Source organism: Streptomyces sp. NPDC057623, assembly GCF_042800355.1.
In the GTDB taxonomy this organism is placed as follows: domain Bacteria; phylum Actinomycetota; class Actinomycetes; order Streptomycetales; family Streptomycetaceae; genus Streptomyces.
On sequence record NZ_JBHVGZ010000063.1, the window covers coordinates 1 to 14,034 of the forward strand.

The window sequence follows — 14,034 nt, forward strand, 5'->3', positions numbered from 1 at the left end:
GACCCGCGCCCGCCGATGGTGACCTCGGGCCTGCGCATCGGCACCCCCGCCCTGGCCACCCGCGGCTTCACCGCCGAGGACTTCACCGAGGTCGCGGACGTCATCGCCGAGACGCTCAAGCCGTCCTACGACACGGACGCACTGAAGGCCCGGGTGCGGGCCCTGGCCGACAAGCACCCGCTGTACCCCGGTCTGAACAAGTAGTCCCTTTTTGTGGGGTGTCCCGCACACTCGTAGGTGAGCGGGACACCCCACGCCCTGTTCCACCCCGTATTGAGGAGTCCCCCGTGGCCATCTCGGTCTTCGACCTGTTCTCGATCGGCATCGGCCCGTCCAGCTCCCACACGGTCGGCCCGATGCGCGCGGCGCGCATGTTCGCCCGCCGCCTGCGCAACGAGGTTCTGCTGGACTCCGTCGCCTCCGTGCGAGCCGAGCTGTACGGCTCCCTGGGCGCCACCGGCCACGGCCACGGCACCCCGAAGGCGGTGCTGCTCGGCCTGGAGGGCGCCTCGCCGCGCACGGTGGACGTGGCGACCGCGGACGAGCGGGTCGAGGCGATCAAGGAGTCGGGCCTGCTGCGGCTGCTCGGCGAGCGCGAGATCCCGTTCTCCTTCGACGACGACCTGGTCCTGCACCGCCGTAAGGCACTCCCCTACCACGCGAACGGCATGACCATCTGGGCGTACGACGCGTCCGGGGCGGAGCTGCTGTCGAAGACCTACTACTCGGTGGGCGGCGGCTTCGTCGTCGACGAGGACGCGGTCGGTGAGGACCGCATCAAGCTGGACGACACGGTCCTGAAGTACCCCTTCCGCACGGGCGACGAGCTGCTGCGCCTGACGAACGAGACCGGCCTGTCGATCTCGTCGCTGATGCTGGAGAACGAGCGGGCCTGGCGCACCGAGGAGGAGATCCGGGCGGGCCTGCTGGAGATATGGCGGGTCATGCGGGAGTGCGTGTCCCGCGGGATGGCACGCGAGGGCATCCTGCCGGGCGGCCTGAAGGTCCGCCGCCGAGCGGCGAACACGGCCCGCAAGCTGCGCTCCGAGGGCGACCCGAAGGCGCTCGCCATGGAGTGGATCACGCTGTACGCGATGGCCGTGAACGAGGAGAACGCGGCGGGCGGCCGCGTGGTCACCGCCCCGACGAACGGCGCCGCCGGCATCATCCCGGCGGTCCTGCACTACTACATCAACTTCGTGCCCGGCGCCGACGAGGACGGCGTGGTCCGCTTCCTGCTCGCCGCGGGCGCGATCGGCATGCTCTTCAAGGAGAACGCCTCCATCTCCGGCGCCGAGGTCGGCTGCCAGGGCGAGGTCGGCTCGGCCTGCTCGATGGCGGCGGGCGCGCTGGCGGAGGTGCTCGGCGGCTCCCCCGAGCAGGTCGAGAACGCCGCCGAGATCGGCATGGAACACAACCTCGGTCTGACCTGCGACCCGGTCGGCGGCCTCGTCCAGATCCCGTGCATCGAACGCAACGGCATGGCCGCGGTCAAGGCGGTCACGGCGGCGCGGATGGCGATGCGGGGGGACGGCTCGCACAAGGTGTCCCTGGACAAGGTCATCAAGACGATGAAGGACACCGGCGCCGACATGTCGGTGAAGTACAAGGAGACGGCCCGGGGCGGGCTGGCGGTCAACATCATCGAGTGCTGACGGGCGGGGCACCGGGCCGCCGTCCCGGTGCTGCCACCGGCACCGCCTCCGACACCTCCGCAAGGAGGCGCTCGACCCGCGCACCCCAGCGCGAGGCGATGACCAGATCGCGGGCCGGATCCACCCACAGCAGATGGCTGCCGCCGTTGCCGCGGGCGCAGCGGCCCGTGCGCGGGGCCCCGGGCCACACCGTGCCCCGGTCGTTGAGCCACCAGGACAGGCCGTACTCGGGCTTGACCCGGCAGGGCGTCCACAGCTCCTCGATCCAGCGACGCGAGACGACCTGCCGCCCGCCCCAGGCCCCGCCCCGCAGGCAGAGCCGGCCGACACGGGCCAGGTCCAGGGCGCTGATCCACAGGCCGCCGCCCCAGTGGGCGCCGCCGGAGACGACGGGTACCTCGGTCCCGTCGATCTCCACGACCGAGCTGGCGTAACCGTGCCATGACCAGCCGTCCGAGGCACCGATCGGCGTCATGACGCGCTCTCGCAGGACCTCCGGCAGGGCACGGCCGAACAGGACCGTGAGCGCCAGCGCCGTCAGGTTCACCCGCACGTCGTTGTAGGCCCAGCCGACGCCGGGCGGCCCGCCCGCCGACTCCGTGCCCTCACGGGTGCTCTGCGCGTCCACCCACGTCGGCTTGGACCACAGCTCGCCCTCCCACTGGCTGGTCTGCTCCAGCAGATGCCGCCAGGTGATGCCGCGCCCGTGCGGGGTGTCGAACTCCGCGAGACCCACCGACTCCACCACCGGCTCGTCCAGACGCAACGCCCCGTCGTCGAAGGCGACACCCGCCACCAGCGACAGCACGCTCTTCGTCGCGCTGAAGGCCATCTCCACCCGGGCCGGATCGCCCCAGGAAGCAAGCACCGCACCGCCCCGCAGGACGACCCCGCCGGCCCCCCGCCCGTCGAGGAGCGGGCCGACGACCTCCCGGTGCGCGGCATCCGACACCTGGTCCGCGAGATACGACGCCATGTCGCCGACACCGGCCACCGACCGCCCCGCCTGCGCCCGCACGGCCCGCGACAGCGCCGCCTCGTCCACGCCCTCCCAGGGGTCGCCGACCCGGTCGCCGCTCTCCAGGAACACCGCCATGTGCGCCCTCTCGACGAATGTTGACAATTTCACGTCAGGTACGCGTCAGCCATGCCAGTGTGGGGCATACACCCCACCCAACTCCTCTCCCCCCACCAGCACTTCAGGGAGTTCCCCCATGATCCGCGGCATCGACGTCAGCGCCTACCAGTCCTCGTCCTACGACACCGACGGCATCTCCTTCGTCTTCATCAAAGCGACAGAGGGCCGCTCCTACATCAACCCCAAACTCGCCGCCCAGACCAAACGCGCCCGCGACGCCGGCCTGGTCGTCGGCTTCTACCACTTCCTCTGGCCCGGCAACCTCTCGGCCCAGGCGGACTACTTCGTCAGCAAGGCCCCCGAGCGGGCGGGCGACATCCTCGCGGTCGACTGGGAGACGACGAGCGAGGGGACGCACGCGAGCAACGCGGAGAAGGATCTGTTCATCCGCAAGGTGAAGGAGAAGCGGCCGAACAATCCGGTAGTCCTCTATTGCAACCGGAACTACTGGCTCAATGTGGACACCACGTCCTACTCCGGCGACGGCCTCTGGATCGCCGACTACGTGACCGCGGGCAAGCCGCGCATCCAGGCCAAGTGGCGCTTCCACCAGTACACGGACAACCCGTTGGACAAGAACGTGGCCGACTTCGCCGGCAAGGCCGCCCTGCGCGAATGGGCCGAGAACGCCTGACGACCAGTCATCCTCCTGACTCCCTGCCCCTACCCCCCGAACGGATCCTCCAACTCCCTGCGCACCACCTCCACCGCCCCCTCCGCATCCCCCTCCGCGACCGCGCGCACGAGTGCCGCGTGGGCGTCGTCGGCTGTGTTGGGGTCGTGGGTGCGCAGGCCGGTGAGGGTCAGGAGTTCGGTCAGGCCCTCGCGCAGGACGGGGGTGAACTGGGTGAAGAGGTCGGCGAGTACGGGGTTGTGGGCGGCGGCGATCACGGCCGCGTGGAAGGCGATGTCGGCGTCGACGAAGGTCACGTCGTCGCCCGCGGAGGCGGTCCGGCGGGCCTCCAGTGCCCTCTCCAGTGCCGTGACGTCCTCGGGGGTACGACGGTGTGCGGCCAGGCGGGCCGCTTGGACCTCGACGGCCATGCGGACCTCGTAGACGTCCTTCACCGCGGCCCGGCGCAGGCGGGTGGGCCAGTCCTCGGCGGGCTCGGTGGCGATGACGAAGACGCCGGCGCCCTGGCGCGGTTGGACGAGGCCCGCGCCCGCCAGTGCGCGCAGGGCCTCGCGGACGGTGGAGCGGCCGACGCCGAGTTCCTTCGCCAGGGTGGTCTCGCCGGGCAGCTTCGTGCCGACGGGCCAGTGGCCGTCGGTGATCTGCTCGCGCAGGCGCTCGGCGGCCTGTTCGACCAGGGGGCTGGGGCGGACGGCACCGAGCGGCACGGTATGCACCTACCTGTCTGGGAGTCGCTCCTTGCCGAAGGAGTCGGGTCGCTTGTCCGAGGAGTCAGCAGAATTCTACTTGTCTGAGGAGCTGAGGAGTGGATAGCGTGCCGTCCATGACGTTCCGCGGTCTCCTTCTTCTCGGCTGCCGCGGCGGGGCCTGACGCGACCGGCACTCCGCCGCGGGACGCCGTGCTGCCGGTCACCGTCCGGCCGAGCCGAAGGCAGAGACCTTTCGATGACGTCCGTGTGGAACCCCCAGCGCCCGAGCCCCATGCCGCACCACCGCTACCGCCCGTTCCAGGACCGGGTGCACGTCCCGGTCACCGACCGGGCCTGGCCCTCCGCCCGTGTCGAGCGCGCCCCCCTCTGGGTCCCCGTCGACCTGCGCGACGGCAACCAGGCGCTCGCCGAGCCGATGGACACCCCGCGCAAGCGCCGCTTCTTCGATCTGCTGGTCGGGACCGGCTTCAAGGAGATCGAGGTCGGCTATCCCTCCGCCGGCCGCACCGAGTTCGACTTCGTACGGCACCTGGTGGCCTCGGACGCCGTACCCGACGACGTGACGCCCGTGGTGTTCACCCCGGCCCGGCCGGATCTGATCGACCGGACCTTCGAGGCGATCGCCGGGCTGCCGCGGGCCGTCGTGCACCTGTACATCGCGACGTCTCCGGTGTGGCGGGACGTCGTCCTCGGCCGGGACCGCGGTGAGGTGTGGCGGACGGTGCGGGAGGCGGCCGAGCGGATGGCGCGGCGGGCGGGCGACGGTGTCCGTTTCCAGTTCTCCCCCGAGACGTTCAACCTGACCGAACCGGACTTCGTGCTGGAACTGTGCGACCGGTTGACGGAGTTGTGGGACGCGAGCCCGGACCGGCCCGTCACGCACAACCTCCCGGCGACCGTCGAGATCGCGACGCCCAACGTGTACGCCGACCAGATCGAGTACCTGCACCGCTCTCTCGCCCGCCGGGACTCGGTGATCCTCTCCGTCCATCCGCACAACGACCGCGGTACCGGCGTCGCCTGCGCCGAACTCGCCGTCCTGGCCGGCGCCCAGCGCGTCGAGGGCTGTCTGTTCGGAAACGGCGAGCGCACGGGCAACGTCGACCTGGTGACCCTGGCGATGAACCTGTACGCGCAAGGGGTGGACCCCATGGTCGACTTCAGCGACATCGACGCGGTGAAGGAAATCGTCGAGGACTGCAACCGCCTGCCGGTGCACCCGCGGCATCCGTACGCCGGCGACCTCGTCCACACGGCCTTCTCCGGCACCCACCAGGACGCGATCAGCAAAGGCCTGGCCCGGCACGCGCGCAGGGCGGCCGAGGCGGGGGTGAGAGAGGCGCAGGTGCCCTGGGAGGTGCCCTATCTGCCGATCGACCCGGCCGACATCGGGCGTTCCTACGAGGCGGTGATCCGCGTCAACTCCCAGTCGGGGAAGGGCGGAACGGCGTATCTGCTGCGGGTCCACCACGACCTGGACCTGCCGCCGCGGATGCGGGCCGGCTTCTCCGCCGTCGTCCAGGAGGCCACGGACGACAGCGGGCGGGAGATCACGCCGAAGGAGCTGCATGACCTGTTCCGGTCGACGTACGTCGTCGAGGAGGGGGAGCTCGCCCTGGATGCCTGGTCCGTGCAGCGGGACACCGGCGGTGAGCACCGTTTCGTCTGCACCCTGCGCGCCGGGGACCGCGCGGGCGACCACGAGGGCACCGGTACGGGCCCGCTCTCCGCGTTCGTCGACGCCCTCGGCGGCGCCGGGTTCGCCGTCGACGTCGTCGACTACGCCGAGCACCCGGCCGGGGACGGGACCGCGGCCTACGCCGAGTGCCGGGTGAACGGCGTCACGGCCTGGGGCGCCGGTCTGGGCCGGGGCCCGGCTGCCGCGGTCCGGGCGGTGGTGTCCGCGGTGAACCGGGCGGCGCGATGACGGAGGTGCTGCGTGCCGAGGACGTCCATGTGGTGCGCGAGGGGAAGCCGATCCTCCGGGAGGTCTCGCTGAGCGTCCGGGCCGGCGAGCACTGGGCGCTCCTCGGCGCGAACGGCGCGGGCAAGTCCACGCTGCTCAGCCTGCTCGGCGCGCTCGTCCATCCGACGCGGGGCACCATGGAGGTGCTGGGGCGCCGGCTGGGCCGGGTCGATCTGCGCGAGCTGCGCTCGTACGTCGGTCACGTCGATCCCCGCCATCCGCTCCGGTCGCCGCTGCGGGTGCGCGAGGTCGTGCTGACGGGGCTGACCAACTCGGTGGAGCCGCTGCCCCGGTGGCGTGCGGCGCCCGGTCAGGAGGAGCGCGCCGAGCGGCTGATCCGGACGCTCGGTCTCACCGGGCACCGTGACGCACGCTGGCCGACGCTCTCGCAGGGGCAGCGTGCCCGCACCCTGATCGCGCGTGCCCTCATGCCCGAGCCGCGGCTTCTGCTGCTGGACGAACCGGCCACCGGTCTGGATCTGCCGGGCCGGGAGCGGTTGATCGAGGCGCTGGACGAACTGCGCCGGGCCCACCCCCGGCTGGCGACGGTCCTGGTCACCCACCACCTGGAGGAGCTGCCGCCCGGCACCACACACGCCCTGCTGCTGCGCGAGGGCCGAGCACTCGCCCAGGGCCCGGCGGCCGAGGTCCTCACCGGCGACCAGGTCGGCAGGTGCTTCGACCTGCCGCTGGCCCTGGGGCGTCACGGCGGCCGTTGGACGGTGTCGATCCGGGGCCGGACATGACGAAGGGGCGCCCGTCCGCCATGGGGTCCGACGGGCGCCCCCTGTCCGCGTCACTTGCTCAGGAACGCCCAGAACTCGTCGAACGACAGGAGCTTGTCGCCGTTCAGGTCACGGCTCTTGATGATCGCCTCGGCGACCGCCTCCGTGACGTTCCAGTCGCCGCCCTGGGCCAGGGCGGACTTGAACTCGGCGGCGGTGATGGCGCCGTCCCCGTCCGCATCGATGCGCTCGAACTGCTTGCGTGCTTCCTCGATGTCGATGTGCGCCACCGGTCCGCCCCTTTTCTCACGTCTGTCGTGTTGTGCTGGCTTGCTGCCGCAGGTCAGATTAACCGCCCGCCCGCGCCTCCAGCGCGGCGACCACCCAGGCGAACTCCGCGCGGTGCGCCGAGGCGGGCCCGCGGCCCTTCACCAGGGACAGCAGCTCGCGATAGCGGGCGACCTCGTCACTCACGCTGGACCGCAGACGTTCGAGTACGGCGGCCGGGTCGGCGTCGCCGAGCAGGTCCCGCAGGATCCGCCCGGCCTCGGGCGAGTCCGGTGCGATGCCCTGCCCGCGTGCCTCGGCGGCCAGGTGCACGAGTTTCCGGGAGAACCACATCGACGCCCCGGCGGGCTCCTCGGGCCCACGTCCGGCGGCGTTGAACTCGGCCACCCTGCGCATCCGCGCCCGGAACCGAGGGTCCTGGAGCAGCTCGGCGAGTTCCACCCAGGCGTCGACCTGCTCGGACGTCGGCTCGTCCGGCAGGTCCACGGCCATCTCCCGCATCCGGTCGCGGATCACCGGATCCGCTGTGTCCAGTCCGTGGAACATGTCGTCCACGAACTCCTCCAGAATCCGTCGCCGCTCGGCGGCCGACAGTCGTGCCAGCTTGTTCATCAAGGTCGTCTCCTCCGCGGTCGAGCCGCGTCGCGCCACGGTCGACAGCACCGCCCGGGTCACCTTCAGGGATCGGATCTGTACGTCCAGCGCGGCGACATGCGCGGCCGCGACCGACGCCACGTCCTTCTCGCCGCTGACCACCTGCCGTACGTCGTCCAGGCCCAGGCCCAGTTCGCGCAGGGTCCGGATCAGCTCGAGGCGGGCGGCGGACTCGGCGTCGTAGAGGCGGTATCCGCCCGAGGAGCGGGTCACCGGGTGCAGGACGCCCTCGTCGGACCAGTAGCGGATGGTCCGGACGGTCAGTCCGGTGGCCCGGGCCAGCTCGCCGATGGTGAAGAGTCCGGTGCCGTCTTCGATCATGTCCGGGAGTGTGGGCCTTCCAGTGGGTGGAGACTCAAGGAGCGCGGGGAGGTGCTGTCATGGCGGAGATCCTGCGGGACATTCTGGAGGCGGCGGCGCGGCGTGTCTTCCCGCCCTCGGACGGCCGTACGACCGTCGTGCTTCCTGGCCGCCTTGATGGAGCGAGATCGAGGACGCCGGCCATGCCCGGATCGGCTACGCCCGGCGCCGGCGGGACGAGGCGCGCGCGTGGGCGGCCGAGGGCGGCGTGCTGGTGATGGGGCGCGGGGTCGCCGGGCGGCTGGAGGTCTCGGTGGAGGTGGCGCAGGACGTACGGCATCGGGGGCTGGGGCGGCTGCTGGTGAGCGCGGCCCGGCAGCTCGTCACCGAGCCGCTGTGGGCGCAGGTCGCGCCGGGGAACGCCCGCGGTGTGCGGGCGTTCCAGGCGGCCGGCTACCGGCCGGTGGGCGCGGAGCTGCTGCTCAGTGCCAGGCCTCGAAGTGCGGGTTGCTCTGGCAGCCGCTCATGATCTCGACCTTGGTCGTCTTGTTCACCGGACAGACGCCGATGATGTACTTCCGCGCGATGCCGCCCGGGAAGGCGACCTCCACCTGATCGGCCCACTTGTGGGTGTCGCCGATGGTCTTGTTGATGTCGATGCCGCCGGGGGCGTCGATGTAGTAGTTCCAGCCCGATTTCCACCAGTTCTTGTACAGGTCGTGGTCGTACGTCGTGGAGACGTACGGGGAGGGCTGGTTGACCAGGACGTAACTCTCCAGGTCGTACTGGCCGTTCACGACGTCCTTGGGCTTGAAGCCCTCCTCGAAGACGATGTTCGGGCCTCGGCCGTCGGCGCGGTAGAGCGTGCCGCAGCTGGTGCGCCATGCCGGGTCGGGGGTGATGCGGTCGACCTCGACGCGGCGGTCGACGGCCGCCTTGATCCTGTCGTCGAACTGGACGGGACAGGCGGCGGGGGCGGGAGCGGCGGCGAGGGCCGCGGCCCTGACTGCGGCCACGGGAGCCGTGGCGGGGGACGCGGGAGCCGTGGCGGCCGTCGTGGCGAGGACGGCCGAGAGGGACAGGACGGCGGCAGCGACGCGCCGCCGCAGGCGAGTTGTGATCATAAGGAGCACGATTGCGGGCCTGCGGCGGTGCGCCCTGGATCTTCACCCGTCTGGCGGCGTGTCCGCTGACCACTGGTCAACCGGGTCGGCCGGGCCAACGGGTGCAACCGGCCGTCCGCTAGCGGAAGATGCCGGTGTGGCCCAGGGAGTAGCGGCCCGGCTGCGGGTAGACGGCGAGGCCGTGCGGGCCGCTGCCGACGGGGACGCGGGCGAGCTGCTTTCCGGTGCGGGTGTCGATGGCGTACACCTCGGAGTCGTAGCGGCCGGACAGCCACAGCACCTTGCCGTCGGCGGAGACGCCGCCCATGTCGGGGCTGCCCCCGTCGGGGAGGTGCCACTTCTTGGTGAGCCTGTTCTCGGTGAAGTCGAAGACGGAGACGCTGCCTTCGCCGCGGTTGGAGACGTACATCTCGCGGGAGTCACGGCTGACGTAGAGGCCGTGGCAGCCCTTGCCGGTGGGCAGGAGGGTGGGCTCGTCGAACTTCTCCCCGTCCAGGACCCACATGCCGTGGGCCATCATGTCGGCGATGTAGAACCGCTTGCCGTCGGGCGAGATCTTGACGTCCTGGGGCATGGCGCCCTCGAACGGGAGCCGTTGCTGCCCGACGACCTTCATCTTCTGGGTGTCGACCTTCAGCAGTTCGCCGCTGAACTCGCAGGAGACGATGAAGTAGCGGCCGTCGAGGGAGAAGTCGGCGTGGTTGACTCCGTAGCAGGTGACCGGCTCGGTCTTGATCCGCTTCATGGTGTGCGGGTCGCGGAAGACGAGTTCGCGGTCGAGGGAGGCCATGACGACGGCGTACTTGCCGTGGGGCGTGAAGTAGAGGTTGTACGGGTCGTGGACCTCGACCTCCTTGCCCGCCTTGCCGGTCTTCGGGTCGATGGGGGTGAGGGTGTGGCCCCGGTTGTTGTTGACCCAGAGGGTCTTCAGGTCCCAGGACGGGACGACGTGCTGGGGCTGGCGGCCGACGGGGATGGTCTCGATGATCTCGTACGTCTTCGGGTCGATGACGGAGACGGTGTCCGACTCGGTGTTGGGGACGTAGACGCGGGACGGGAAGTCCTTGACGACCGGGGAGAGCTTGTTCGGGCGGTCGGCGGCGTACACGTCCTTCGGGTCGAGGACGGGGGGCATGCCGGGCAGGCCCTTGACGGTGTCCTTCTTCGCCGGGGCGGGGATGGCGGCCTGGGTGCCGCGGGGCTCGGTGGAACGGCTCCTGTCCCGGGCGGACTCGGTGCCGCAGGCGGCGAGCGCGACGAGACCGACGCCGGCGAGGAGGGTGCGGTGCATGAGGTTCATCGGCAGTTCTTCCGGGGTGGCTGGGGGGCGGCGACTGCGACCATTTAATGAGCATTACGTCAGAAATTGTGCGATTTGCCCGATAACCACTTCGCGCGGGTCGCCGTCCCCAGCGGATTTCGCCCCCGCCGCCCCTACCCGTCCCACCCCTGGGGGCTCCGCCCCCAGACCCCCGCTTCGGCCCGAAGGGCCTCGTCCTCAAACGCCGGACGGGCTGAAATGCACGGCCCCGCATCAGCCCTCACGGCCAGGGGGAGTTGCGCGCCGAGCACTTCGGCTCAACCGCCGGAGGCGACCGTCAGCGGTCGGCCACCCTCATCTCGAACCAGGTCGTCTTGCCCCGCGGCAGCAGGTCCACGCCCCAGCGGTCGGAGAGTTTGTCCACCAGGAACAGGCCCCGGCCGCTGATGTCCATCTCCTGGACCGGCATGAGACAGGGCAGGCCGCGGGACGGGTCGCGGACCTCGATGCGGATCCAGCCGCGGCGGCGCCGCATACGGAGGCCGAAGACGCGGGCGCCGGTGTGGCGGACGGCGTTGCCGACCAGTTCCGAGACGAGCAGGACCGCGTCCTCCGTCATCTTCGGGGTCAGACCCCACTGGCGCAGGACCACCACCTGCGCCAGACGACGCGCCGTGGCAGCGGACTCCGGGCGGGACGGGAGCGGAACCTCGGCCTCCGTAGGATTGCCGAACAGCTCCAGCACCTTCGCAGCAGCTTCGTCCTCGACCGCCGGCGACCAGCGCGCCGCAAGAGAAGCACGGCCGTGTCCCCGCGGCTGTTCGATACCCTCCAGCCCCGCCATGCCCCCATCATGGCCGCCCACGGGGTCCCCCGGGGCCGTTCCCGAGGAATACACCCCCCGGAAGCGCTCATTCCGTACGGCTCGGTTGGCATATGACAGGGGCAGTTCGGAGCTGTCGGCAGCCCGTTTGACCTGCGACGAAGGGTCCGTTGGAGGCAATCGACAGGCTCCCTCGACAAGGCACGCTTAAGGTTGCCTTAAGGCTGCCATAAACCGCCCCATCGAGGGACCCGGATCAGACGTCCTGTCAATTGCAAGTGGTTCAGCGGAGTTTCGGGCCAGAATTCACCGAGCCCCCGCTCAGGCCCTCAGAGGAACTTCGCCTTGCCCGGGCCCTCGTCCACGAAGCTGCGCATCCCCCGCTCCCGGTCCTCCGTCGCGAACAGGCCCGCGAACCAGCCCCGTTCCACCGCGAGCCCCGTCTCGATGTCCGTCTCCAGGCCCGTGTCGATCGACTCCTTCGCCGCGCGCAGGGCGATCGCCGGACCCTGCGCCAGCTTCGCCGCCCAGGCGTGCGCCTCGGCGTAGACCTGGTCCGGCGCCACCACACGGTCCACCAGGCCCAGCTCCCGCGCCTCGTCCGCCTTCACCATGCGGCCGGTGAAGATCAGGTCCTTGGCCTTCGAGGGGCCGATCAGACGGGCCAGCCGCTGGGTGCCGCCCGCGCCCGGGATCAGGCCGAGCAGGATCTCCGGCTGGCCCAGCTTGGCGTTGTCCCCGGCGATCCGGTAGTCCGCGCACAGCGCCAACTCGCAGCCACCGCCCAGGGCGTAGCCCGTCACCGCCGCCACCACCGGCTTGGGGATCCGGGCCACCGCGGTGAACGACTCCTGAAGGGCCCGCGCGCGCAGGATCATCGCGGTGTGGTCCATGGCCTGCATCTCCTTGATGTCCGCGCCCGCCGCGAACACCTTCTCCCCGCCGTAGATCACCACGGCCCGCACATCGTCACGCCGGCCCGCCTCCTCGGCGAGTTCCTTGAGCCTGTCCTGCGTGGCGACGTCCAGCGCGTTCATCGGCGGGCGGTCGAGACGGAGGGTACCGACGCCTTCGGCGACTTCGAGATTCACGGTCATGGAGGCAGGTTAACGGGGACTAACGGCTGGGGCTGGAGTGCGGTCGGTCACATACGGCCGGGGGTCTGGGGGTTGTCCCCCAGGCAGACACAGCACGGGGACTAACGGCTGGGGCTGGAGTGCGGTCGGTCACATACGGCCGGGGGTCTGGGGGTTGTCCCCCAGGCAGACACAGCACGGGGACCAACGAACTCGGCCCCGGTGCCGTGCCTCGCGTCGAGGCAGGGCGCCGGGGCCGTACGTCCGAAAGGGGGCCTATGCCTTCCACTTCTCCCACGACATGTTCCAGCCGTTCAGCCCGTTCTCGGGAGCCACCGTCGCGTCGTCGGAGTTCTTCACCACCACCACGTCGCCGATCATCGAGTGGTTGAAGAACCACGCGGCCGGGGTGCCCTTGTCCCACGCGCCCTTGACGTCGCGCAGGCCGATGCAGCCGTGGCTGGCGTTGGTGTTGCCGAAGACGCCGCCGCCCCAGTAGTTGCCGTGGATGAAGGTGCCGGAGTCGGTCAGGCGGGTGGCGTGCGGGACGTCCTTGATGTCGTACTCGCCCTCGTAGCCGACCGTGTCGCCGTTCATACGGGTCTGCACGAACTTCTCGGTCATGACCATCTGGCCGTTCCAGGTCTCGTACCCGGGCGCGCCGGTGGTGACGGGGATGGTCCTGACGACCTTGCCGTCCTGCATGACCTTCATCTTCTTCGTCTTCGCGTCGACGACGGAGACCTGGTTGCGGCCGATGGTGAAGGAGAGCTTCTTGTCCTGCTCGCCGTAGACGCCGGGGCGGCCCTCGACGCCGTCGAGGTTGAGGTCGACCGTGACCTTCGTGCCGGCCTTCCAGTACTTCTCGGGACGGAAGTCGAGGCGGTCGTTGCCGAACCAGTGGCCCGCGACCTCGACGGCCGGCTCGGTCTTGACGGTGATGGCCTTCTCGACGTCCTCGGGGCTGGTGATGCCCCGGGTGAAGCGGATCGAGAACGGCATCCCGACGCCGACCTCGGAGCCGTCCTCGGGCGTGAAGGTGCCGAGGAAGGTGTTCTCGGGGGTCAGGGTGGTGAAGTCGGCCTCCTTGGCGGCCTCCAGGCCCGCGGAGTCCTCGGCGACCGCGCGCACCGTGTACTTCGTGGCGGCGGCGAGATGCGTGGACGGGGTCCAGGTGCCGCCGTCGCCGGATATCTTCCCGGCTATCGCGGTGCCCTTGGCGTCCTTGACCTCGACGTCCGTCAGCTTGCCCTTGGCCGCGGTCACCTTCAGCGCGCCGCTGGTCTCGACGGACCTCGCGCCGTCTCCCGGCGCTATGGTCACGACGGCCCGGGACTTCTCGGCCCGCGCCGTGCCGGCGCCCTTGCCCTTGCCGTCGCCGGCGCCCGAGTCCGACCCGCCGCCCCCGCCGCACGCGGTGACGGCGAGCAGCAGCGCTCCGGCCAGTGCCGCCATCGCCTTGCGCCGACGCCCGCCGCCCGCGTTCACCGCGTCAACCGACGCCCCCGATATCGGCCGCACGTTCAAGTCCTTCTCCCCTCCCCGGACCTGGTCAGGCCCGCGCCCCCACGCGTTTCCCGCGCGCATCGGCGCATATTAACCACATGGTCATGCGCGTCGACGCCACACGATTGTCACCGTTCAGTTCCAACATCGGCAGATAGCCGGTTGGTCGAGGAA

The 14,034-nt window shown here is 70.7% G+C and carries 13 protein-coding genes and 2 pseudogenes; 6 read left to right on the plus strand and 9 right to left on the minus strand.

Features of this window, described 5'->3' with window-relative positions; translation table 11 throughout:
- A pseudogene (locus ACFU95_RS39615) lies at nucleotides 1-204 on the plus strand (serine hydroxymethyltransferase); the annotation flags it as partial.
- 83 nt (nucleotides 205-287) lie between these two features.
- Complete coding sequence (locus ACFU95_RS39620) at nucleotides 288-1,655, plus strand: L-serine ammonia-lyase (RefSeq protein WP_383838840.1); 1,368 nt, start codon at nucleotides 288-290, stop codon at nucleotides 1,653-1,655.
- Here the strand turns inward: ACFU95_RS39620 and ACFU95_RS39625 are convergent.
- Entirely contained in the window at nucleotides 1,642-2,751 is a 1,110-nt protein-coding gene (locus ACFU95_RS39625; RefSeq protein ID WP_383838843.1) for a serine hydrolase domain-containing protein, read from the minus strand. The genes ACFU95_RS39620 and ACFU95_RS39625 overlap by 14 nt on opposite strands.
- A 118-nt stretch (nucleotides 2,752-2,869) precedes the next feature.
- Here ACFU95_RS39625 and ACFU95_RS39630 point away from each other — a divergent pair, with 118 nt between their 5' ends.
- Entirely contained in the window at nucleotides 2,870-3,427 is a 558-nt protein-coding gene (locus ACFU95_RS39630) for a glycoside hydrolase family 25 protein (RefSeq protein ID WP_383838846.1), read from the plus strand.
- A gap of 29 nt (nucleotides 3,428-3,456) precedes the next feature.
- Here ACFU95_RS39630 and ACFU95_RS39635 read toward each other — a convergent pair whose 3' ends face one another.
- Nucleotides 3,457-4,134, minus strand: coding sequence for a FadR/GntR family transcriptional regulator (locus tag ACFU95_RS39635; RefSeq protein ID WP_383838849.1), 678 nt, complete (start codon nucleotides 4,132-4,134; stop codon nucleotides 3,457-3,459).
- Nucleotides 4,135-4,372: 238 nt separating this feature from the next.
- Here ACFU95_RS39635 and ACFU95_RS39640 point away from each other — a divergent pair, with 238 nt between their 5' ends.
- Nucleotides 4,373-6,064, plus strand: coding sequence for a 2-isopropylmalate synthase (locus ACFU95_RS39640; RefSeq protein WP_383838851.1), 1,692 nt, complete (start codon nucleotides 4,373-4,375; stop codon nucleotides 6,062-6,064).
- Nucleotides 6,061-6,849, plus strand: a complete 789-nt coding sequence (locus ACFU95_RS39645) for an ABC transporter ATP-binding protein (RefSeq protein ID WP_383838854.1) — start codon at nucleotides 6,061-6,063, stop codon at nucleotides 6,847-6,849. Before ACFU95_RS39640 ends, ACFU95_RS39645 begins: the two co-directional genes overlap by 4 nt.
- A gap of 50 nt (nucleotides 6,850-6,899) precedes the next feature.
- Here ACFU95_RS39645 and ACFU95_RS39650 read toward each other — a convergent pair whose 3' ends face one another.
- Both ACFU95_RS39650 and ACFU95_RS39655 read right to left on the minus strand, forming a co-directional pair.
- Nucleotides 6,900-7,118, minus strand: a complete 219-nt coding sequence (locus tag ACFU95_RS39650) for an EF-hand domain-containing protein (RefSeq protein ID WP_048583324.1) — start codon at nucleotides 7,116-7,118, stop codon at nucleotides 6,900-6,902.
- Nucleotides 7,119-7,176: 58 nt separating this feature from the next.
- A complete protein-coding gene (locus ACFU95_RS39655) occupies nucleotides 7,177-8,091 on the minus strand; it encodes a MerR family transcriptional regulator (protein WP_383838858.1) in 915 nt (304 codons plus the stop codon).
- A 163-nt stretch (nucleotides 8,092-8,254) separates the two neighbouring features.
- Here ACFU95_RS39655 and ACFU95_RS39660 point away from each other — a divergent pair.
- A pseudogene (locus ACFU95_RS39660) lies at nucleotides 8,255-8,599 on the plus strand (GNAT family N-acetyltransferase); the annotation flags it as partial.
- On the opposite strand, the gene ACFU95_RS39665 reads toward ACFU95_RS39660, so the two are convergent.
- The 5 genes from ACFU95_RS39665 to ACFU95_RS39685 all read right to left on the minus strand — a co-directional run bounded on the left by ACFU95_RS39665 (nucleotide 8,553) and on the right by ACFU95_RS39685 (nucleotide 13,881).
- Entirely contained in the window at nucleotides 8,553-9,194 is a 642-nt protein-coding gene (locus ACFU95_RS39665; RefSeq protein WP_383838860.1) for an ADP-ribosyltransferase, read from the minus strand. The pseudogene ACFU95_RS39660 and the gene ACFU95_RS39665 overlap by 47 nt on opposite strands.
- Nucleotides 9,195-9,312: 118 nt before the next feature.
- Entirely contained in the window at nucleotides 9,313-10,494 is a 1,182-nt protein-coding gene (locus ACFU95_RS39670) for a YncE family protein (protein ID WP_383838863.1), read from the minus strand.
- A gap of 298 nt (nucleotides 10,495-10,792) precedes the next feature.
- Nucleotides 10,793-11,299: an ATP-binding protein gene (locus ACFU95_RS39675; protein ID WP_048583319.1), complete on the minus strand. Its 507-nt coding sequence runs from the start codon at nucleotides 11,297-11,299 to the stop codon at nucleotides 10,793-10,795.
- Between the two features lie 308 nt (nucleotides 11,300-11,607).
- On the minus strand, nucleotides 11,608-12,375 hold the full coding sequence (locus tag ACFU95_RS39680; RefSeq protein ID WP_383838867.1) for an enoyl-CoA hydratase/isomerase family protein: 768 nt from the start codon (nucleotides 12,373-12,375) through the stop codon (nucleotides 11,608-11,610).
- 255 nt (nucleotides 12,376-12,630) lie between these two features.
- Entirely contained in the window at nucleotides 12,631-13,881 is a 1,251-nt protein-coding gene (locus ACFU95_RS39685) for an Ig-like domain-containing protein (RefSeq protein ID WP_383838870.1), read from the minus strand.
- Nucleotides 13,882-14,034 lie beyond the last annotated feature (153 nt).